We start from the raw sequence: 21,280 nt of genomic DNA, 5'->3' as shown, positions 1-21,280 counted from the left end.
AAGCTTCCTCTTCACTTTAACGTAAGCTTCCGAGCCTATAATAACCCATATGAATACAGCAAGTGTTCACAGCTCATTAAGGAGGCACATGCTTTGGAAATTTTAAAAACGCATGATTTATGTAAAACATACGGAAGTAATGACGCGAAGGTTGAGGCATTAAAACATATTAATTTAACGGTTCAACAGGGTGAATTTGTCGCTATTGTTGGTGCAAGCGGTTCGGGGAAAAGTTCGTTATTGCATCTGCTTGGAGGTGTAGATCGCCCAACCAGTGGACAAGTCCATATTGATGGGACGGATCTATATTCTCTGAACGAGACGGATTTAGCGATATTCAGAAGACGAAAGATCGGATTCATTTTTCAGGCCTATAACCTGATTCCGGTTCTAAGCGCAGAGGAAAATATTAAATTGCCTATGCTGCTCGACCATCGTCAAGCCGATGAAGACTATGCAGACGAACTAATGAACGTACTCGGGCTAAAAGACAGAAAGCATCATCTCCCTAACCAGCTATCGGGTGGTCAGCAACAGCGTACAGCCATTGGACGCGCGTTGATTAACAAACCCTCGATCATTCTGGCTGACGAACCGACGGGGAATCTGGATAGCAAAAACAGCAAGGAAATTGTAGATTTGCTCACCTATTCGGTTCGAAAATACAATCAAACCTTGATTATGATTACACATGATTCCGATATAGCCCGGAGATCGGATCGAATTGTGAACATTAAAGACGGGGTTCTTTTCGATCAGCAATCTGGAGGAGAGAACCATGCGTAAGTACACAGGGCTCACAGAGAAGTATTTGCTTGGTCAGAAAAAAAGATCCATTCTCACCATTGTTGGTATCATTCTATCGGTAACGCTTCTTACGGCTGTCGGCACACTTGCCATGAGTTATCAGGACAAACTGGTACGACAGACGATTCGGGATTATGGAGATTATGAAGTGTCGTTCAATGGGGTATCAGGCAAAGACGTACCTCGTATTGTGAATCAGGCCGCCATAGGCAGTGCGGGAGTCATTCATCGTATTGGTTATGCAATCATAAGCTCCACGAGTGAAAAGGAGCAAAAGGAAAACCCGTTTGCTGCGCCGTATCGTTATTTGAATGTGAAAGGATACGACTCGCAAGCCATGTCCAAGCTTCAAGTTCAGTTAGAGAGTGGACGTTTGCCGCAAAAGCCTAACGAAATCATCCTGTCATCCTGGAGCCTGAATACGTTCGCTTCAAAACCAGCAATTGGAGATAAGATAACGCTAAACCTGGGAGATCGGATCGAAGCTTCGACAGGAAAGGTGAAGAGTGCGAACTCCGTTGGTGATTATGGGTGGGACCTGGATGAGAAATTCAAACCGCGCATGAAACAGCAATATACCGTCGTCGGTGTGATGAAACCAGCCAAAAATGTAATGTGGTCATCCACCTTTATCTATTCAGCAATTACGTATGATGATCATCAAAAAATCGATCCTTCTCAGACTTTCTTTATCTATGCCACGATGAAATCAATGGACAAAATAAAGGATAAAACGGAAGCCATTCTGTCATCCTTGGGTTGGGAAAGCGTAGATCAGGATTCGGCTCAGGAGTTGAACCGGGAATCCGTAAATAAAAATATTCGGATCGAATATAACAATGAACTGCTCAAACTGTTTGGCAAGAGTACCTATAACAATGTTAACCAAAGTTCAATGTATGCATTGGCAGCCGTTGTTCTTATCATTATGGGATGCACAAGCGCAGTAATTTACAATACGTTTCATATTTCAGTGCTTGAACGCATTTCTCAATTTGGCATGCTGCGATGCATAGGTGCCACACCCGCTCAGATCCGCAAAATTGTATTTAAGGAAGCGACTGTGCTTAGTTTAATTGCTATTCCGATCGGATTGTTTACAGGAACCATTTTGATGAAGGTTTTATTCTATAACATCAGTTTCCTGACATTAGGTTTCTTGAACGATATGCACATGATTATTTCAGTACCTATTCTACTTGCGGCTGCCGGTTTAGGACTGATGGTTGCCTATGTATCAGCGCTGGGTCCGGCCAAGCTGGCATCCAGCGTCTCGCCACTTGAAGCACTGAAAACCTCAGGTAGCACGGTGGTAGAGCAGGGGGATTTCAAACGCTTGTCTTTTGCTGGAAGCAAATGGCTTGGATTCGAAGGGAGGTTTGCCAGTCGAAATATTCGGCGGAACCGAAAGAGATTTCGCATTACGGCCTTTTCAATGATTATCAGCATTGTCATGTACATTGTGTTTAGCGGCTTGGTGAACACATTAAGCACAACCTCTTCATCGGGCATCAATTACTCTTACTCCTTGGAATATCAGGGTATGAATAAACGTATCCCTAATTCGGTGTATAACAAGCTGGCTGCACTTGATGGAGTTAACCAAGCCTACCCTTTTTACAATCATCAGCTCCAGGCGGTCATTCCGAAAGAGAAAGTGAATCCGGATTACTACCAGCATCGGAAAGAAATGTACACGGTTGAACAGGAAAATGGATATCGGATGGGTAACAACTTTCTGATGTCTTACGGTGTAAACGGGCTTCAGGAGCTTCGTCCCAAACTCACGTCCGGAAGCATTGATGCAAGCCAGATGAACGATGAAAATGGTGTCATTGTTATCCAGAAAATCAGCATGATCACCGAACAAGGAACCAAGATGATCATTGATCAAACCCGCTTCAAGGTTGGGGATAAAATTAAAGTCCGATCAATGCATGATAAGCAACCATACAAAACAGTGACCGTTGTCGGAATAGCAGATCAAGGTCCTCTCTCTGATAAATACTCCGAAAGTGCGATTATTCAAATGATAACAACACCAAAGGTGATTGAAAACATCACTGGTGATAACACCTACGACAGAATTTTCATTAAAGCCAATCCTGATACAGATAAAGGGGCAATTGTAGATTATTTCAAAAGCCTTGTCCAAAAGGATGCAGGGTATAGTTACCAGAATCGGGTAGAGGAAATGAAGCAAGCCCGGAACGATGCGATGACGTTAAATATTTTCCTATATGGCTTCATAGGTGTCATCTCAGCCATTGCGTTCCTGAATATTTTGAATACGGTGAGTACGAATCTCATTCTGCGAACGAAGGAATTCGCTGTATTAAAAGCCATTGGCATGACTCAGAAGGAAATTCGCAAAATGGTGCTGCTGGAAGGCATGTTCTACGGTATATTCGCAGCGATATATGGAAGCGTGCTGGGAACAGCTTTAAGTTACGGCGTATCTTATCTATTGAGAAACGCTGTGCAGATTGAATGGTTTGTCCCATGGAGCAGCATTCTAATCGCGAGTGCAGGAGGCATTGCAGCTACACTGTTAGCTTCATATTGGCCGCTCAGACGGCTTGAGCGCATTCAAATCACAGATGGTTTGCGTGGGGAAAACTAACCACGTCAAAGAACTCCCTGCTGAGCTTTCGAGCGAAGCGCGGGGGTTCTTTGACTTTCATAACAAGATCTAAGATAAGGTCACGCCTTGTAGAAAAACACGTACAATCTTCTCCGCCAAGACATGATTTGACTCATATTTCTTCGTGTCATGTTCACGATTGCCCATTAACATTAACGTAGAGAAAGCCTCTGCCAGAAATAACGGATCCTCTTCGCGGAACATCTGCTGCTCCATGGCAAGCTTGAAATGCGCAGCCAATACTTCATGAATCTGATGCTCCGCCTCGCGAATTGCATGAATATGTTTCTCCTCCAGCAGCGGCTCTGCTTCTCGCATCATCGTTTCAATCTGGCCATGCGGATTGGCGAGCCGGGCTTCGGTTAATTGAATTAATCCATCCTGCAAATGCGCTGCTTCCTCCAGCATACGCGCGGTAATTTTTCTTACATTCTGCAGCATTGTTGTCATAGCCGCCTGGAATAGATCAGCTTTGCTCGCAAAATGATAATATATTGTCGGTTTGGATACACCGCATTTCTTGCCAATCTGCTGAAGTGTCACCGTCTCGTATCCAAATTCTTTAAAAAGGGTGGAGGCCGTATAAATAATCGTTTGCTGGATGGAAATATCATTATCCGTCTGTTTGGGTCTGCCCCGTAAACGTTTAGGTACTTGTGCTGGCATAGATTCGTACACGCTCCTTCATCAATATTTTATGTTAAAAGATACATTTAAGCAAAGTGGCTTGTAATTTTACTTACCAGTAAATATAATAAAAATCGTCAAGGAATACGATAAGTTATAAAAGGTGGGGTCATCAGGTTATGGCGAAGACAGCAGCGCGCAGCAACAGATGGAAAAAATTTGCGATATGGGCCAGTGTGATCATTATTGCCTTGGTTGCAGGATTGTTTGCCTATTTGGCATCCGTAACCTACAGCCCGTCCAAACAAGCAGAAGACGCAATGAAAAGCGACGGCAAGGTGCTTGTAAGTGAAATCAGGCATGGATACCAATTTGAACCGAAGGATCAGGATATCATACAGCCTAACGTTGTTTTTTACCCGGGAGGGCTGGTAGAACCGGCAAGCTATGCTCCTATGGCACGAAAACTGGCAGAGCAGGGACACCGGGTCTATATTGCCCGGATGCCGCTGAATTTGGCGATGTTTGGTGGCAGCCGGGCAGATAGCTTCCTGGCGCAGCATCCGGATGAAACGTATGTCATCGGTGGTCACTCACTCGGGGGAGTATTCGCCTCACGATATGCTGCAGCCCACACGGATCAGATCAAAGGTGTCTTTTATCTGGCATCCTACGCGGATGAGGGCGGGAGACTGAACGGCAGTAGCTTGTCCGCCCTGCAGATTACAGGAAGCAAGGATGGCGTTCTGAACTGGGAAGAGTGGGAAAAAGCTAAAAACAACCTTCCCCAAGATACTACTTTTGTAAGCATTGAGGGCGGAAATCATGGTCAATTTGGCTCGTATGGCATGCAGAAGGGAGATAATACACCTCAGATCACAGAAGAAAAGCAGCTTCAGCAGGTGATTCAGGCGCTGGAAGTATGGTTTGAGAAATGGAATAAATAAAATATACAACTTTCCAAATAAAAAGACTCAAGGCGATAAACCGATCAAGTGGTTCATCGCTTTGAGTCTATTTTTTAACGTCTTCGGAATGCACCACCACGCGCCAGAGCAAAAAAGATCAGCAGCGCAATAATCGCTCCCACGATTGCGGGAATGATATGAAACCCACCCACAACAGGCCCTCTTGCACCAAGCAGCTCCGTTCCTAGCCAAGAACCAATAAAACCTGCGACAATATTTCCAATCACGCCTCCTGGCACGTCACGCCCAATCAGATTACCACTTAACCAACCGATAAGACCACCGACGATGAGTACCCATATGAGATCCATGCATTTGTCTCCTTTCCGTTGGTTTCTTTAAGTTATGTTTGAAACAGAGCAACTTGAACCAGAAAGCCGATGTTTTTTTGACAAAGCATTGTTATAGTAAAGACATTGAGTTATGACGTGAAAAAAGGTGTAAAAAACGAATGTGCGGATATACCGAACTGGAGGAATTCCCTTGAAGAAAATTCTAGTGATTGATGACGAAATTGCAATTCGAGATTTAATTGAGCTGGTGCTCAAACGAGAAAACTATGATGTGCAGACCGCAGAGGATGGCAAAGCTGGCCTGCAGCTGCTGGACTCCTTTCAACCTGATTTAGTTGTGCTTGATCTGATGCTGCCAGATTGCTCCGGATATGATTTGTGCAAGGAAATTACGGGAAAACGCGCCATTCCGGTGATCATGCTCTCTGCCAAAAACGAGATCATTGACAAGGTGTTAGGGCTTGAGCTGGGAGCCGAGGATTACATGACCAAACCCTTTGACAATCGGGAATTGCTGGCCCGCATCAAGGTCATTCTGAGAAGAAACGAGAGCAGGGAAAACATAAGTGAAGCAACAACAGAGGTTCAATCGACACGCATCATTCATGAAGAGCTGACGTTTGATCTGGAAAGCCGAAGTGTGCTGAAAAATGATATCCCTGTGTCTTTAACAGCCAAAGAATTTAAAATTCTGGAAACGCTGCTGAAAAGGCCTGACAAAATCTTTACGCGGGATGAACTGTTGCAGATCGGATGGGGTTATGACTTTATGGGAGACAGTCGCAGCGTAGACATGACCATTATGCGTTTGCGAAAGAAGCTGGAGGATAACGCGGACGATCCGAAGTATGTCAGAACCATCTACGGTTTTGGCTATCAGCTTGGAGGTGGGGAGGTCTGAAATATGCAACACGCTTACTGCTGAATTATTTATTTTTCTCCGTGCTTTCCTTTGGCATCATCATATTTGCAATCAACAAGGCGATTGATTACTACAGTTTCGTTACCATTGAGAAACAGATGATGGAGAAAGCCGATCTCTCCGAGTTGTCCTTCCGAGAGGTTTTATCACAGCACAGGTCATCATCTGGAGAGCCGCAGACCAAGGAGATTGTCAGACTTGCTCTGGAGAAGCTGAAAGCTTCTGGCAAGGAAGTACGTATTTACGACAGCTCCAGGCAGCTGCTGGGCCTGGCTGTAGATGGCATCATCATTAATGATGGCAAGCCGATTGTTTTTGCAAAAAATATAGAGAAAGCTCTTGGCGGCAGCTATGCCTACACGGTTACGGAAGATCATCTGCTTTATTTTGCGACTCCCATTCAGGACCAATACTACCAGAACGCTTATGTGTATGAGTTCGTTGAGGATATATCGTATTTTTATACAATGATGGATCAGATACGTTATATCCTGTTTGCAGGTGCAGGCGGATTTATTGTGCTGATTACCTTATCCAGTCTCTGGATTGCACGTAATACAACCAAACCGGTCAAGGTGCTGCTTGGCGCTGTGCAAAGTTTCTCCAGACAGGAGTTTCGCAGAGTGCATCTGAAGCGGAAGGATGAGCTTGGCATGCTGGCTGAAGGGTTAGACCAAATGGGGAAGCAGCTTCATGATTACATTCAGTACCAGAAGCAATTTGTCTCCAATGTATCGCATGAGCTCAAGACACCCTTGGCAGCCATTCGCGGTTTCTCACAATACCTGTATGAAGAGGAGACGGAGGACAAGCAGCTTCATAAGATCTATGCTCATCTGCTGCAGGAATCGGATCGCCTGACCCGTTTGATCAACGAATTGTTATTACTATCCCGATTCGACAAGGCTGGTTCTGACGAACTGGAGGTCGAGAGGACGGAAATGAACGAGCTGATTCAGCAAGTCGTTAAAAATATGGGAGCCAAGGCCAAGGAAAAAGGAATCGCAATCATAATCAACAGAGCAGAGACAGAAGCACAAAATGAGGGTGCGACAAACGTCTACGCCAATGTGAACTACATGCTGATGTCCCATGCGATCGCAAACCTTGTAGACAATGCCATCAAGTACTCGGAAAATCCGTCACAGATTGAAGTGCAGATCGAACATACTTTGAGTGAAGTGGTTATCCGGATATGTGATCAGGGCATCGGCATCGCGGGAGATGAACTGGAGCGAGTGCAGGAACGTTTTTACCGGGCAAAAAATGCAAGTACAGCGAACGGTTCAGGTCTTGGACTGTCCATTTGCAAAGAGATTGTGGCACGATTTAACGGATATATCGACATCAAAAGTCAATTGGGAGAAGGCACGACCGTTACGATTGTTTTGCCTCGTTCGTAAAGCAGCCTAAATAAGTAACGTTACAAGACTGATACATTTCTGTTATGAGACTAACAAATGCGTTTTTTATAATCACTTCATAAGAAGAAATCACACACATTATGGAGGGATCATGATGAAATTAACGAACCAATCTGCAAGTCTTATCCTGCTTAGTGCTTTACTAACGATGGCACTGACGGGCTGTCAATCCGGTAACGCCAGTTCTCCAGCTCCTGCACAGAACTCGGCTGAACAAGGTTCATCGAATCAACAGAACAAAGGCGAAGGTGCAGCAAATTCCAATACGTCTCCTTCCGAAAGTTCCGAGGGAGAGGGTGGTGAAGTCATTAAGGAAGGTTCTATGGAGAAGGAAGGCAATGTAGTGCTGAAGGAGCTTGCTTTTGTTTATAATGAACACACCATTGCGATTGCCGATACAGCAAATGAAGAGCAGATGGAACAGATGCTGGGTAAACCGGATAACCTGAAATCTCATACCTACAGCGCTGACGATGGAACGAATATGGACACATTAATCGGTTTTACGGAAAAAGTGTACACGTATCCGGGTCTGGTGATCAAAACAATCAGTATCCCGGAGGGGAAACAAGACTCCATCTTTCATATTGAAATAACAGAACCCACATATACAACAGCGCGGAATATTAAAGTAGGGGACAGTCTGGATACACTAAAAAGTGCTTATCCTGAAGGGAAATTGCTCGGTGACGGAGCCCCGAATGAAGAGGACGATTTCCGTTACGAGCCGTCCAACTATGTGGATGTAATGTCGTTTCATATCAAGGATGCGAAAGTGGAGAGCATTCAGATTTATACGCTTCTGGATTAATTTTTGAAACCTGCCCGGAGACGGACAGGTTTTTTGAATTGTAAAAGACAAGGGAACATGTTTTCCAGACGCAACTTTTTTGGATTCTCGTTAAACTCTTGCCGCTCTCAGACTATGTTGTCTTACACTTAAAACGTTTCTCTAGACCCACACAAATGTTCAATGATACCATCATACGAGTGTTAGTAGAGTTGAAGATTGCAGGAGGAATTTGAAGTGGATCAGCAGAGATACGATAATCTAAAACTTGGGGAGCGCGGGGCGATCATCAGTATCGTCGCTTATATATGTTTGACTGCACTGAAGCTGATTATTGGTACTACGGCAGGTTCGGAGGCGCTCAAGGCAGACGGACTGAATAATGCAACGGACATCGTGGCATCTATTGCGGTATTGATTGGCTTGAAGCTCGCACAGCGTCCAGCAGACAAAGATCATACATATGGGCATTGGAGAGCAGAAACCGTGGCGTCTCTGGTTGCTTCGTTCATTATGATGGCTGTCGGGCTTCAAGTCTTGTTCGAAGCCTTTGGTTCTGTTTTTCAAGGCAAACATGAATCCCCCGATCTTCTTGCAGCGTATACCGGGGTTTTCTGTGCGGTCATTATGTACCTGGTTTATCGTTACAACAAGAGACTGGCTACACGAATTAAAAGTCAGGCTGTGATGGCTGCCGCACGGGACAATATTTCGGATGCATGGGTGAGTATCGGTGCAGTCATTGGCATTGTAGGTTCACAATTCGGTCTGCCTTGGCTTGACCCGGTAACGGCGATTATCGTCGGTTTGCTGATCTGCAAGACGGCATGGGATATTTTCAGAGAAGCTACACACCATCTTACGGATGGCTTTGATGTTGAATTGATTGAGGAATATCGTGATACGATTGCAGGGATTGATGGTGTCGAGACGGTGAAGGATGTACGAGCACGTAATTATGGCAGCAATGCTGTAGTGGACGTGGTGATCACGGTTCGAGGTGATTTGGACTTGCAGCAAGCTCATGATATCTGCACAGATGTTGAGAATGAGCTGCTGGAAGAGCATGATGTATATACGGTGCATGTGCATGTAGAGCCTGAGCCCGAGCAGGAACGTGTCAAGGAATCCTTGTGATCATAGAGAATCAATATACATCCGAGAGAACGTGAAAGGTGCTGTCCCATAAGTCAGGTGTATCTGGAGGACGCCAGTCAATTCCAGTATACAGAGGCACGGCATAGGCCAGACAAGTTCAGGTTTGTTGATTTTGCCCGGCGTAGGGGATTCAAGTTAATGCTAGTCCAAAAAAGAGAGTACCTTTTCACTATTTATTGTGATTAAGGTACTCTCTTTATGATTAGTACGCATTAAATTATTTCACGACTACTGAATAATACATCCAGTTTCCATTACCAAAATCAGCTCTTATAACCGTAACCCCTGGTCTGAGAGCATAAAACGCATAATCGTTATATGGCTCTATGATAACGCTCCCATCGGTAGTGATGATCTGAAATGAATAGCCAGTAGCCCAAGTGCGTTGGCCGACATTTAAATTAATAACTGCTCCAAAATCCTGATAGGGTTGTATCACTGGTGAAGGAGAGGATACAGCTTGACTCGTTGCAGAGTGGTCTGAAGCAAATGACGTTGATCCGACAGAAAAACATGCAGCATATACGAGTCTAAGGAGTAAATGGATTGAACCACGATATGGAAGGGGCAAAAGTCGGTACTGGCAATCCGGATCAAAATCCGATGTTTCTTGAAAAGCGAATCTATCACGGAAGCTCGGGGAAAGTTTCCGCTACCTCTTAAAATCAGTAAAAAAGAAAAATTATTTCACTTTTTAATTTAATTTTGGAAAAATACTTCATTTTAATGTAAATTCTGCTATACTCTTTGCAAAGAGGGAGCAACAAGTCAGGAATGCTTACGCGGGAAGGGCGCTCACCTCACACTTATACTGAGGGGGAATGTTGTGTGAGAACGAACAGGAAGGGCTTCACAGTATTGTTGCTGCTGACGATGTTTATGCTACTTGCGGCATGCGGAGGGAATGACAGTACCAAGGGTACACCGGATACAGGAAGCACGGGGCAGTCAACGGCTGCTGCGAAGGACGTAACTCTCGAATTCTGGACGATTGCACTTCAGCCTACGTTCAATGATTACTTCAATGATCTGATCGCCAAGTATGAGGGCAGCCACCCGGGAGTGAAGGTCGAGTGGAAGGATTATCCTTATGATGCCATCTCGCAGCGCCTGTTGACCAGCACGGCCAGTGGCAAGAGTCCTGATGTCGTAAATCTGAACACCGAATTCGCCAGCCAGTTAGGCAGCAAGGGGGCACTGCTTAATCTGAGTGAGTATCTGACGGATGAGCAGGCAAAGAGTTATTTCGAGGGAATCTATAATTCTACCGTGCTCGGGGGCAAAGCTTATGCGCTTCCCTGGTATACAGGCACTGAGGTGCTGTTCATGAACAAGAAGCTGGTGGAAAAAGCTGGCCTCGACCCTGCGAACCCGCCGCAGACCCGCGAGGAGTTGGTGGAGTGGGCCCGTCAGGTTCATGAGAAGACCGGAGCAGCCGGGTATGCCCAGCAGTTGGTCTCCAAGTTGTTCCCAATCGATGGCATTCCGATTCTGAATGAAGACAAGACAGCCGCCGCGTTCAATACGCCGGAAGCCGAAGCGATGATTACCCAGATGCGTGATCTGATGAAGGAAGGCGTGGTGCTCAAGGAGGACGCGGATTTCAGCAAGCAGATCCAATATTTCTCCGGTGAGCAGGTAGCCTTCCAGTTATCCGGCCCGACCTTCATTAACTTCATTAAGACCTCTGCGCCGGATGTCTACAAGAATACGGTCGCAGTCCCGCTGCCAACAGGCAAGGCAAATCTGCGTCTCTCCAACTCTATGAACCTGGTCGTGCCACAAAAGTCGAAGAACCCGAAGGAAGCCGTTGAGTTCGCCGCCTTCATTACTAACGCCGAGAACCAGACGGCCTTCTCCAAAGTCGCCAATACACTGCCGTCAAGCAAGGCTTCCATACAGGACCCGTTCTTCACCGATTCCGACGGCTCACTGGAAGCGGAAGCGAAGGTGGCATCCTCGCAGAGTCTGGATAAGGCTACTGATTACATGGTCGGTGTGCCAAGCGCCTCGGATATCAACTCTGCGCTGACGCGGGGACTGCAAGAGATTCTGATGAACGGCGCAGATATCAAAGAGACGCTGAACAAGGTAGAGAAGGAAGTTAACGACATTATCAGTCAGGGTTCCTAAGCTGCTGAAACATAGCTGGATGGGGATTCCGCCAACAAGAAATTTTATATGTTTTGGGTACCCGCAAAGTATCTGAGTAAACATCTAACCTAAAGACACACTTTGTGGAGTTGTTTGAAGGAGAGGGAGGTGTAGCGGATGTATAAAGGAATTCGTTCCGAGGCGTTTACCGCATGGGCTTTTATGTCGCCGGGCCTGCTGTTTCTGGCGGTGTTTACCTTTTGGCCGATTATATACGGAGTACCGCTCTCATTGACAGATTATTCAGTCATTACCGAGACGCATTACGTGGGTCTGGATAACTTTACCCGGGCCTTCCAGGATCATAATTTCCTGATTTCACTATGGAACTCGCTTGTGTATGTGCTGATTGTGCCGGTAATCCAGATCCTCTCAATCCTGATGGCGATTCTGGTGAACAGTAAAATTCCGGGGGTCAAAATGTTCCGGGCCGCCTACTACATCCCGGTAGTAACGTCCATGGTAGCAGTGGCGCTGATCTGGAGCTGGCTGCTCGGCAATAACGGAGTGGTCAATTATCTGCTATTGAAGGTGGGTATTCTCAGTGAGCAGGTCTCCTGGCTCTCCACTAGCAGCACAGCGCTGTATGTCCTGATGTTCATTACGATGTGGAAGGGCCTCGGTTATTACATGATGCTTTATCTGGCCGGTCTTCAAGGCATTCCAGCAGACCTGTATGAGGCTGCAAGGGTAGACGGAGCAGGGCCGCTGCGGCTGATTGTGCATGTAACGCTGCCACTGCTGCGCCCGCATATTCTGTTCTGCACGCTGATCTCGGTCATGGGGGCAATCCGGGTATTCGATGAGGTCTACATACTGACTAAGGGCGGACCGGGGACGTCCACACTGACCTCAAGCGTCTATATTTTTCAAAAAGGGCTGGAGCAGTTCAATTTCGGCTATGCCTCGGCGCTCGGGCTGATCGTCAGTGTGCTGGTGGGGGCGCTTAGCGTGCTCGTATTACGGCTCAACCGGAGAGGCGGGGTGAATTCCTATTGATGCCGCGTAGCTTTCGTTATCTGATTACTTATATTCTGCTGATACTGCTAGCCCTGTTCATGATGGGGCCGTTCTTATGGCTACTCAGTGTATCACTGATGCCGGGGCGCAACGTCTTTGCGAATCCGCCGGCCATTCTGCCGACCTTCATCGGTTTCGAGAACTATGTGCAGGTGTGGAACTTCATGGATTTCCCGCGTTACATTCTGAATACGGTCGTCATTACGCTGCTCGGAGTTGTCTTCAATATCTTGCTGTCCTCTCTGACCGCATACCCATTGGCGGTCTTTCGGTTCAAGGGCAGGAATCTGGTGTTCACGCTGCTAATCTCGACCATGATTATTCCGTCGGCTACCGCTATGATTGTGCATTATTTGACGATTCAGGCTTTTGGACTGGGCAATACCTTCCTGGGTGTGGTTCTTCCAGCAGCGGTGTCGGTGTTCAATATCTTCCTGATGCGGCAGACATTCCTGGGCATTCCTGTTGACATCCGGGATTCGGGTAAAATGGACGGGGCATCCGAGCTGCGGATCTTTATTCAACTGGTGATGCCGCTCGTCAAGCCGGGGATTGCCGTTATCGGGCTGCTGGAGGTCATGGCGTTCTGGAACAACTTCCTGTGGCCGATTGTTGTCCTGGACGACCCGCAGAAGTATCCGCTCGCTGCGGCGCTGACTTATCTGAACGGGCAGTTCTCTTATAACTTCGGCTGGATTGCCGCCGGAACGATGATTTCGGTGCTGCCGATTATCATCGTGTTCCTGTTCACACAGAAGTATTATATGGAAGGAATTGCCGGAGCAATTAAAGGGTAACTAAGGAGGCACAACTCAATGGGAATTTCGTTACGGGAATGCCAGTATCTGTTCCGCGACTATTATACGCAAGGCAAAGAGCTGATTTTGGAGGGTCCGCAGCTGCGCTGCGAGCTGGCTTCCCGGTATGCGATGAATCAGGATGTCCACGGACTGCTGGAGGAAGGCGGCATCGTGATTCTGGAGCCTGCCGGTCCGGGTGTAGCTACCGCCGACAAGGGGAATGCACAGCTAATGCTGGAGTATGACTGCGGGCTTGCTGCAGACGGATACCGCCTTGTGATTGGAGAGGATGCAAAGCTGGTCATTACTGCGTCAGGCCAGCGGGGACTAAAATATGGTCTGGATGCGCTGAAGCGGCTGCTTACGGTGGAGGAGGACCGTTGCCGCCTGCCGGTGGTTACAGTGGAGGATGAGCCTTCTTTTGCGGTGCGGGGCATTATTGAAGGGTTCTATGGTGTACCATGGAGCTTCGCAGACCGCATGGATTCGGTCAGATACATGAGTGAACACCGGATGAACGCCTTCATGTACGCGCCGAAGGATGATCTCTATCACCGGAAGCTGTGGCGTGAGCCGTACCCGGACGATATGTTTGCCAAGATTCATGACCTGAAGCAGGAATGCGACAAACATCTGGTAGATTTCTACTATTGTATCAGCCCGGGCAATGATCTGGAATTCCGCAGCCGGGAGGACTTCGCGAAGCTGGAGGAGAAACTTGCTGCGATGATCGCGATTGGGGTGCGGCATTTCGCGCTGCTGATGGATGACATTGATTATGTGTTAAAAGGTGACAACAAGCAGTTCCTGGAGCGCTCCGGGAACGCCCATGCTTACGTGACGAACCGGGTCTACGATTATCTGGCCGTTTGTCTGCCGCACTTCTCCCTGGTGATGTGTCCTTCAGAGTACTGGTCGTATTGGAATACGGAGTACAAGAAGGATATCCGGGAGCAGCTTCATCCCGCTGTCAAAGTCTTTTGGACCGGCTACTTCGTTTTCGCCCCGGAGATCGGCCGCAAGCATGCGGAGGATAACTTCAATTATTACGGGCATGAGCTGTGGCTGTGGGACAATATTCCGGTGAATGACTGCGACAAGGACCGGCTGTTCCTTGACCCGGTGCGCGGGCGCAGCTCACGGCTCGGCCAACTCGGGCATACCGCCGTTGTGGCCAACCCCATGAACCAGTGGGAATGCTCCAAAATTACGCTCACCACCATGTCCCACTATATGTGGAACAGCGAGCGCTACATGCCGGAGCTGTCCTGGGAGCTGTCCGTGCGTGAATTCTCCGGGGAACTGGCGGATGAAATGATGTTCTTCTGCCGCCAGAATCTGAACAGCCGCCTGTATTCCGGTGGCTACCCGGATCTGGACGATGCGCTGGCGGAGCGCGATCTGGATCTGCTGGATGCTTATTTCAGCCGGCTGGAGCAGACGGCCGTGCGGCTGGGCGGATTAGACAATACCAAGTTCAGCGAAGAAGCAGGACCGTGGCTGCGCCGGGCTATCGCAGATTCAGCGCTCTGGAGGGCGGTGCGCAGGCAGTTGGAGGACCCGCTGGAGCCGCAGGCTGCAGCAGAAGTCCATGAATGCATGGAGACCTGCCGCAGCTATGGTGTACGGCTCGGCAGTGATCCGGCCGTCCGTGCGGCTAAGGCGCTGGGCATCGAACTGCCGGAGAAAACAAAGGAGGAGAACGGACATGACGAAGCCTAGGAAGTTGATCCTGGTCCCGCTGGATGAGCGGCCCTGTAATTATGAATTCCCTTATCTGTTGGCCCAGGGAACAGATTATATAGTGGAGCGCCCGCCTGCCGAAATCATGGGGCTGAAGAAGCGGCCGGGTGATGTAGAACAGTTGTGGTCCTGGTTCGAGGCTGCCTGCGAAGGAGCGGACAGCGCAGTAGTCGCGCTGGATACGCTGCTCTACGGCGGGATCATTCCGTCAAGGCTGCACGGACTGAAGCCCGATGAACTGCACGCCCGTCTGGAGCAGCTGCGGGAGATCAAACGGCGCTATCCGCAGCTTAAGCTGTATGCGTTCCAACTGATTATGCGCTGTCCGCAGTATTCTCTATCAGACGAGGAACCGGATTATTATGCCGACTGGGGCCGGGAGATCTTCCGCAAAGGCTTTATTGGGCACCGGCTGGAGTTGGGTATTGCCACCAACGAGGAGATCCGTGAGCTGTCCGATATTGATCTGCGACTCCCGGCCGCAGTACTGCAAGATTATCTCGGCCGCAGAGCCGTTAATATTGAAGCCAACAAGCAGGCGCTGGAACTGGTCCGGGACGGAGTGATTGACTTCATGATTGTGCCGCAAGATGACTCGGCCCCGTACGGGCATACCGCCAGGGATCAGGAGAAGGTACGGGCGCGGATCATGGCGCTTGATCTGGAGCTTAAGGTCTATATGTATCCGGGAGCAGATGAGGTGGGTTGTACGCTGCTTGCCCGAGTGTTGAATATGGCCGAAGGGCGGAGGCCACTGATCTACCCGCGTTTGTCCGCTGTACAGGGGGCGTTCGTGACGCCGCTGTTCGAGGACCGCTTCTTCTACGAGACGCTGAAGTATCAGATTCTGGCCGCAGGCGGGCTAATCGCGTCCAGTGCTGCAGAAGCGGAACTGGTCTTGCTGGTCAGTGCACCGGGCGAGACGATGGCGGAGGCGGTATCGCAGCATCATGCTTATTTCAGCTATGATATACACCGGAACCTGATGGAGCTGCTAGAATACGGGGAGTACTTGCTGCGGCACAAGAAGATTCCAGTAGCTGTAGCCGATGTCGGCTATGCCAATGGAGGCGACCAAAAGCTGGTCAAAATGCTGCGTCAGAAGAACATGCTGTTCGACCTGGCCGGTTACGCTGGCTGGAACACAAGCTCGAACTCGCTTGGAACCGTCATCTCCCAGGCGATGATCTATCTGCACTTCGGGCGGACACAGGTGCATCTGGATTTTCTGGCGCTCCGCTACGCGGAGGATGTCTGCTATTGCTCGGTTGTACGGGGAGAGCTTAGTGACGGTCCCGTTCAGGAGATGGGTTACGGCAAATATGAGCTTGACGGGCCGCGCGGCCGTGTGGCTGCACGTGTACAGGAACGGTTGATCGAGGAACTGGCGGTGCGGATCGACAGTCCGGAAGGAAGCGTAAAGATTACCGACTGCTATATGCCGTGGAACCGGATGTTTGAGGTGGGGTTGTCTGTGCAGTATGTGTCCGGTTGAGGCAGGCTTATTATAATATAGAAGAGAGGGTGGGGATCCTGAGCAAAAGTATAATGGAAAGCCTGCACCTCGGATTAATTGTCTCCTGCCAGGCGCTGCCGGATGAGCCGCTGCACGGGCCGGAGATCATGGCCCGGATGGCCGTAGCCGCTGCGGAGGGAGGAGCTATCGCCATTCGGGCGAACGGGGCGGCAGATGTAAGGGCGATCAAGCAGGCGGTTTCGCTGCCGGTGATCGGCATCGTGAAGCGCGATTACCCTGGTTCCGCCGTCTACATTACACCTACACTGCGGGAGATAGAGGAGCTGCTGGAGGCCGGAGCAGATATTATAGCTTTTGACGGAACCCTGCAGAGGCGTCCGGGGGGGTGTACATTGGAGCAGATCATAGACCTGCTGGGCACAAGCCCGGCCGATTCCATGGCGGATATCTCTACGCTGGAGGAAGCGGTCTATGCCGAATCGTTGGGGGTCAGCTGTGTCTCGACCACCCTGTCGGGGTATACGCCCTATTCGCGGCAGCAGGAGGAACCAAATCTAGAGCTGCTGGAACAGGCTGCCCGGCGGCTAAAGATTCCGGTCATTGCCGAAGGCCGGATCAGCCAGCCCGCTCAGGTGGAAGCTGCGCTGGACTTGGGAGCCTATGCAGTGGTGGTAGGCTCGGCCATTACCCGGCCGCAACTGATTACCCAGCCGTTCGCAGCAGCGGCGAGAAAAGTGAGGATGAACCGCAATGGAAATGAATGACCGAATTAATACGTATTATCCTTCCATGACCAAATCAGAACAGAAGGTTGCCCGTTGTGTGCTGGAGCACCCGGACAATCTGATCTATCTGTCAGTCACCGAGTTGGCTGACTTCGCCGGAACGGGCGAGACTACAGTGATGCGCTTCTGCCGCAAGATCGGCTTCAAGGGATACCAGGATTTCAAGCTGATGCTGGCCCAGGGACTGCCGAAGCGTCAGGCCCAGCATTTTGGAGACCAGGGGGCAGGCGAAGGTGACTATGCCGACCATCTGTATGCCTCGATGGTTGGTGTGCTGCAATCCAGTCTGGGAATGATTGACCGGGAGCAGCTGCAGCAGGCCGTAGATGATCTGGACCAAGCGCGGTTTGTCCAGTTCTTCGGCGTAGGTTCGTCAGGAATCACAGCACTGGAAGCCAAGAACCGCTTTCTGCGTATCGGGCGGCGGGTTGAAGCAAATTCCGACAGCCACATCCAGTCGATGATGGCAGTCACGATGGGGGAGGGAGACGTTGCTGTAGGGATCAGTGTCTCCGGCAGCACGCTGGATACGAATGACATGTTGATGAAGGCGAAGCAGAACGGGGCCAAGATCATTGCCATGACCAATTATGCGAAGTCCCCGATTGCTTCCATTGCCGATATTGTACTGCTGACCGCCGGGAAGGAGTCGCCGCTGGAGGGCGGCTCTGTCGGGGCTAAGATCTCACAACTGTTCATTATTGACCTGCTCTGCCAGGGACTGGAGCGCCTGCATGGAGAAGAGACCAAGCGGATGAAGGAGCTGACTGCCCGGGCAGTTATTGACCGGATATATTAAATTGTGGGAGAAATGAAACGATAATAAATGATGCACCAATATACCGGCTGTATGCCGCCAGAAAGCAGGCAAATGAGAAATATGAGGTGACACTTAAGAACTGAAACGGTGCCTTCCCAAAAGGATGGCAAAGCCGTTTCCGCTTGATACAGACGTAGTAGTGGAGGCGGTGCGAATGCGGCAAGTCATAGGTGTAGATATCGGGGGGACAGGCATTAAGGGGCTTGTTACCGATGAAGAGGGAGCCGTTCTAGCGGAAGCCGTGCGCGATACGGAGGCCCGGCTGGGCCGGGATTCGATCCTCAACCAGCTTCACAGCCTCGTTGAGGAACTGCTCCTTGGGCATCCCGCGGTGAAGGCAGTCGGGATTGCCTCGGCGGGCCGGATCAACGCAGACTCCGGCGAGGTGGTATACGCCACCGATAATTTGCCCGGCTGGCAAGGAGTGCAGCTTACGCAGTGGGCGGAGGCTGCCTTTGGCCGGCCTGCGACGGCCGATAATGATGCCAATGCCGCGCTGCTGGGCGAGGCCTGGCTGGGCGCCGGGCGCAGCCGAACGAACCTGGTCATGCTGACCTTGGGCACCGGTGTAGGCGGGGCTAATATGGTGGCCGGGCAGCTGCCGCGCGGGGCCACATGGAGCGGGGGCGACTGGGGCCACAGCCTGCTGGTGCAGGATGGTCGCCCCTGTAATTGCGGAAAGAGGGGCTGCGTGGAGCAATATGTGTCCGGTCGGGCGCTGCTGCGGCTGGCAAGGGAGGAGACCGGACGGGAATATACGCACGGCCGTGAGGTTATGGCAGCGGCTGAGCAGGGCGACGCGGCTGCGCTGGCTGTGCTGGAGCGTTTTACTGCGTATCTGGCGCAGGTGACAGCTAATATCGGGGCGGCGATAGACCCCGAGTTGATTATTATTGGCGGAGGCGTTATCCAGAGCCGTGCCGTCTGGTGGCCGCTGCTGGTCGCTAAGGCAGGCGAAAAACTGGTCGGCCGGATTGTGCCGGCGAAACTGGGCAACCGTGCCGGCTGCTTCGGCGCGGCCCGGCTGGCTCTGGAGCGGCTGCACCAAATTGAGATAGACAGAGGCGGGGATACCTGCGGGAACAAGGAGGAGAGGGAGCATGGCTAGTGGAGAGGAGAAGCGTGCGGATGTTGTAATTATCGGCGGGAGCCTCGGCGGAACGGCGGCTGCGCTGGCAGCTGCCAAGGCAGGGTTGCGCGTGATTGTTACTGAGGAGACAGACTGGCTGGGCGGGCAATTAACCTCGCAGGCTGTACCACCGGATGAGCACCGCTGGATTGAGCAATCTGGCAGCACGGCCTCATACCAGGAGTTTCGCAGCAGGGTCAGGGACTATTACAGGCGAAATTATCCGCTCACGGATGAAGCCCGGAGTAATCCCGTGCTGAATCCCGGGAACGGCTGGGTCAGCCGGTTAGCACACGAACCGAAGGTGGCGCTGGCTGTTCTCCAAGAGATGCTGGCTCCGTATGTGAACACCGGGCGGATCGAGGTGCTCTATCATACGGTGCCAGTGGAGGCTGATACTGAAGGGGATCATGTTACTGGAGTCACTGTCCGGAAGGGGGAGGGCCGTAACCTGATCCGGTTGCGCGGGGACTACTATCTGGATGCCACAGAATGCGGCGATCTGCTGCCGCTTGCTGGAGTAGAGCATGTCAGCGGCGCAGAAGCCCGTAGCGAGACAGGGGAGCCTCATGCATTGGAAGCAGCGGATCCGCTCGATATGCAGTCCATCACTCATGTGGCGGCCGTGGACTATGTGGAAGGCAGGGACTACACGATTCCGTGCCCAAGAGATTATGATTACTGGCATGAATATGTCCCATCGTTCTCGCAGTATCCGATCTTGAGCTGGTTCGCTTCGGATGCCGATGATACGAGTAAGCTAAAGCAGTTCACGATGTTCCCGAATGATCAAGGAATTGTCTCCTTGTGGGATTACCGGCGGATCGTGGACCCGGCCATCTGGACAGAGCCGCTGAATGACGGCGAAGTCACGCTGCTAAACTGGGCTCTGAACGATTATTATGCCGGGCCCATCATCGGCGTATCGCCGGAAGAACGGGACCGGCACCTGGAGGGAGCACGGCAGCTCACCCTCTCACTCGTGTACTGGCTTCAGACCGAAGCGCCCCGCCTGGACGGCGGGAAGGGCTATCCGGGCGTGCGGCTGCGCGGAGATGTGCTCGGCACAGAGGATGGATTGGCCAAGGCACCTTACATCCGGGAATCCCGGCGCATCTGCGGCCTGTACACGATAGCCGAGCAGGATGTGAGCAAGGAGCTGCGCGGGCTAGAGGGACCGAAGCGTTATGAGGACAGCGTGGGCGTAGGCAGCTATCATCTAGATCTTCATCCTACCACGGTAAGCCAGCGGACTTTCTATATTCCGAATTATCCTTACGAGATTCCACTGGGCGCTTTGATTCCGGTGCGGGTCAAGAACCTTCTTCCAGCCTGCAAGAACATATCCATGACCCAGATCGCGAACGGCTGCTACCGCCTGCATCCAACTGAATGGAATATAGGCGAAGCAGCGGGAACGCTCGCGGCCTATTCCATCAAGCAGCAGGTAGAGCCAGCTAAGGTCAGGGAGTTAGCCACGCATCTTGCGGCCTATCAGCAGCAGCTGATTGCCCTCGGCGTTCAGCTGCACTGGACCAAGGAGGAACTGGAGGCCTGAGTGGACTCCTTCCCCGATAATCCAGCCAGCTCAGCCATGTCCTTGAGCTGTTGAATCTGCTCAAAAAAGCATCAGTGGTGGAAAAACGCAAACGGGACAAAGCAAGATAAACCTCTGCTTTGCCCCGATTAGACGTATCGTTGTTAGTTTTCTTCACCAAT

At 50.5% G+C, this 21,280-nt stretch carries 18 protein-coding genes; 16 read left to right on the top strand and 2 right to left on the bottom strand.

The genetic code is table 11. The features are described 5' to 3' along the window. The first annotated feature begins 93 nt into the window (after window positions 1-93). Complete coding sequence (locus ACQSGY_RS02945; RefSeq protein WP_427050600.1) at window positions 94-786, top strand: ABC transporter ATP-binding protein; 693 nt, start codon at window positions 94-96, stop codon at window positions 784-786. Then, window positions 779-3,430, top strand: coding sequence for an ABC transporter permease (locus ACQSGY_RS02940; protein ID WP_427050599.1), 2,652 nt, complete (start codon window positions 779-781; stop codon window positions 3,428-3,430). The genes ACQSGY_RS02945 and ACQSGY_RS02940 overlap by 8 nt, the downstream gene beginning before the upstream one ends. A gap of 69 nt (window positions 3,431-3,499) precedes the next feature. Here ACQSGY_RS02940 and ACQSGY_RS02935 read toward each other — a convergent pair whose 3' ends face one another. Then, window positions 3,500-4,117, bottom strand: coding sequence for a TetR/AcrR family transcriptional regulator (locus ACQSGY_RS02935; RefSeq protein WP_427050598.1), 618 nt, complete (start codon window positions 4,115-4,117; stop codon window positions 3,500-3,502). 140 nt (window positions 4,118-4,257) lie between these two features. On the opposite strand from ACQSGY_RS02935, the gene ACQSGY_RS02930 reads away from it, so the two are divergent. Next, window positions 4,258-5,025, top strand: a complete 768-nt coding sequence (locus ACQSGY_RS02930; RefSeq protein WP_427050597.1) for an alpha/beta hydrolase — start codon at window positions 4,258-4,260, stop codon at window positions 5,023-5,025. A 74-nt stretch (window positions 5,026-5,099) separates the two neighbouring features. Here the strand turns inward: ACQSGY_RS02930 and ACQSGY_RS02925 are convergent, their stop codons facing one another. Continuing rightward, on the bottom strand, window positions 5,100-5,357 hold the full coding sequence (locus ACQSGY_RS02925) for a GlsB/YeaQ/YmgE family stress response membrane protein (protein ID WP_145402271.1): 258 nt from the start codon (window positions 5,355-5,357) through the stop codon (window positions 5,100-5,102). A 172-nt stretch (window positions 5,358-5,529) separates the two neighbouring features. Between ACQSGY_RS02925 and ACQSGY_RS02920 the strand changes: the two genes are divergently transcribed. The 13 genes from ACQSGY_RS02920 (at window position 5,530) to ACQSGY_RS02860 (ending at window position 21,119) form a co-directional block, all read left to right on the top strand. Continuing rightward, on the top strand, window positions 5,530-6,240 hold the full coding sequence (locus ACQSGY_RS02920) for a response regulator transcription factor (protein WP_427050596.1): 711 nt from the start codon (window positions 5,530-5,532) through the stop codon (window positions 6,238-6,240). A 41-nt stretch (window positions 6,241-6,281) separates the two neighbouring features. Continuing rightward, a complete protein-coding gene (locus ACQSGY_RS02915; RefSeq protein WP_427050595.1) occupies window positions 6,282-7,664 on the top strand; it encodes a sensor histidine kinase in 1,383 nt (460 codons plus the stop codon). Window positions 7,665-7,776: 112 nt separating this feature from the next. After that, complete coding sequence (locus ACQSGY_RS02910) at window positions 7,777-8,496, top strand: hypothetical protein (RefSeq protein ID WP_427050594.1); 720 nt, start codon at window positions 7,777-7,779, stop codon at window positions 8,494-8,496. Window positions 8,497-8,712: 216 nt separating this feature from the next. Then, complete coding sequence (locus ACQSGY_RS02905) at window positions 8,713-9,612, top strand: cation diffusion facilitator family transporter (RefSeq protein ID WP_111270984.1); 900 nt, start codon at window positions 8,713-8,715, stop codon at window positions 9,610-9,612. 849 nt (window positions 9,613-10,461) lie between these two features. Beyond that, a complete protein-coding gene (locus ACQSGY_RS02900; RefSeq protein WP_427050593.1) occupies window positions 10,462-11,766 on the top strand; it encodes an ABC transporter substrate-binding protein in 1,305 nt (434 codons plus the stop codon). A 138-nt stretch (window positions 11,767-11,904) separates the two neighbouring features. After that, the gene (locus ACQSGY_RS02895; RefSeq protein WP_427050592.1) at window positions 11,905-12,786 is read left to right on the top strand and encodes a carbohydrate ABC transporter permease; all 882 of its coding nucleotides are present in this window, start codon (window positions 11,905-11,907) and stop codon (window positions 12,784-12,786) included. Then, window positions 12,786-13,604 carry a carbohydrate ABC transporter permease gene (locus ACQSGY_RS02890; protein WP_427050591.1) on the top strand — a complete coding sequence of 273 codons (819 nt, stop codon included), beginning with the start codon at window positions 12,786-12,788 and terminating at the stop codon, window positions 13,602-13,604. The genes ACQSGY_RS02895 and ACQSGY_RS02890 overlap by 1 nt, the downstream gene beginning before the upstream one ends. Before the next feature lie 18 nt (window positions 13,605-13,622). Beyond that, on the top strand, window positions 13,623-15,329 hold the full coding sequence (locus ACQSGY_RS02885) for a beta-N-acetylglucosaminidase domain-containing protein (protein WP_427050590.1): 1,707 nt from the start codon (window positions 13,623-13,625) through the stop codon (window positions 15,327-15,329). Further along, the gene (locus ACQSGY_RS02880) at window positions 15,316-16,845 is read left to right on the top strand and encodes a DUF4127 family protein (RefSeq protein ID WP_427050589.1); all 1,530 of its coding nucleotides are present in this window, start codon (window positions 15,316-15,318) and stop codon (window positions 16,843-16,845) included. The genes ACQSGY_RS02885 and ACQSGY_RS02880 overlap by 14 nt, the downstream gene beginning before the upstream one ends. A gap of 53 nt (window positions 16,846-16,898) precedes the next feature. Then, the gene (locus ACQSGY_RS02875; RefSeq protein WP_427050588.1) at window positions 16,899-17,591 is read left to right on the top strand and encodes an N-acetylmannosamine-6-phosphate 2-epimerase; all 693 of its coding nucleotides are present in this window, start codon (window positions 16,899-16,901) and stop codon (window positions 17,589-17,591) included. Then, on the top strand, window positions 17,578-18,411 hold the full coding sequence (locus tag ACQSGY_RS02870) for a MurR/RpiR family transcriptional regulator (protein WP_427050587.1): 834 nt from the start codon (window positions 17,578-17,580) through the stop codon (window positions 18,409-18,411). Before ACQSGY_RS02875 ends, ACQSGY_RS02870 begins: the two co-directional genes overlap by 14 nt. Window positions 18,412-18,586: 175 nt before the next feature. After that, window positions 18,587-19,540, top strand: a complete 954-nt coding sequence (locus ACQSGY_RS02865) for an ROK family protein (RefSeq protein WP_427050586.1) — start codon at window positions 18,587-18,589, stop codon at window positions 19,538-19,540. Further along, window positions 19,533-21,119 (top strand): FAD-dependent oxidoreductase, encoded by a 1,587-nt coding sequence (locus ACQSGY_RS02860; protein WP_427050585.1) that lies wholly within the window; start codon window positions 19,533-19,535, stop codon window positions 21,117-21,119. The genes ACQSGY_RS02865 and ACQSGY_RS02860 overlap by 8 nt, the downstream gene beginning before the upstream one ends. Window positions 21,120-21,280 lie beyond the last annotated feature (161 nt).

This window comes from Paenibacillus sp. TC-CSREp1 (assembly GCF_050171015.1).
Lineage (GTDB): Bacteria > Bacillota > Bacilli > Paenibacillales > Paenibacillaceae > Paenibacillus > Paenibacillus silvae.
Note: the sequence above shows the minus strand (reverse complement) of the source record. Positions and strands in the feature narration are given on the sequence as shown.

Bases quoted from the DNA above. Each gene is read 5' to 3' on its own strand.
- ACQSGY_RS02940 (WP_427050599.1), top strand. From the start codon at position 779: ATGCGTAAGTACACAGGGCTCACAGAGAAGTATTTGCTTGGTCAGAAA.
- ACQSGY_RS02935 (WP_427050598.1), bottom strand. From the start codon at position 4,117: ATGCCAGCACAAGTACCTAAACGTTTACGGGGCAGACCCAAACAGACG.
- ACQSGY_RS02930 (WP_427050597.1), top strand. From the start codon at position 4,258: ATGGCGAAGACAGCAGCGCGCAGCAACAGATGGAAAAAATTTGCGATA.
- ACQSGY_RS02925 (WP_145402271.1), bottom strand. From the start codon at position 5,357: ATGGATCTCATATGGGTACTCATCGTCGGTGGTCTTATCGGTTGGTTA.
- ACQSGY_RS02910 (WP_427050594.1), top strand. From the start codon at position 7,777: ATGATGAAATTAACGAACCAATCTGCAAGTCTTATCCTGCTTAGTGCT.
- ACQSGY_RS02895 (WP_427050592.1), top strand. From the start codon at position 11,905: ATGTATAAAGGAATTCGTTCCGAGGCGTTTACCGCATGGGCTTTTATG.
- ACQSGY_RS02890 (WP_427050591.1), top strand. From the start codon at position 12,786: ATGCCGCGTAGCTTTCGTTATCTGATTACTTATATTCTGCTGATACTG.
- ACQSGY_RS02885 (WP_427050590.1), top strand. From the start codon at position 13,623: ATGGGAATTTCGTTACGGGAATGCCAGTATCTGTTCCGCGACTATTAT.
- ACQSGY_RS02880 (WP_427050589.1), top strand. From the start codon at position 15,316: ATGACGAAGCCTAGGAAGTTGATCCTGGTCCCGCTGGATGAGCGGCCC.
- ACQSGY_RS02875 (WP_427050588.1), top strand. From the start codon at position 16,899: ATGGAAAGCCTGCACCTCGGATTAATTGTCTCCTGCCAGGCGCTGCCG.
- ACQSGY_RS02870 (WP_427050587.1), top strand. From the start codon at position 17,578: ATGGAAATGAATGACCGAATTAATACGTATTATCCTTCCATGACCAAA.
- ACQSGY_RS02865 (WP_427050586.1), top strand. From the start codon at position 18,587: ATGCGGCAAGTCATAGGTGTAGATATCGGGGGGACAGGCATTAAGGGG.
- ACQSGY_RS02860 (WP_427050585.1), top strand. From the start codon at position 19,533: ATGGCTAGTGGAGAGGAGAAGCGTGCGGATGTTGTAATTATCGGCGGG.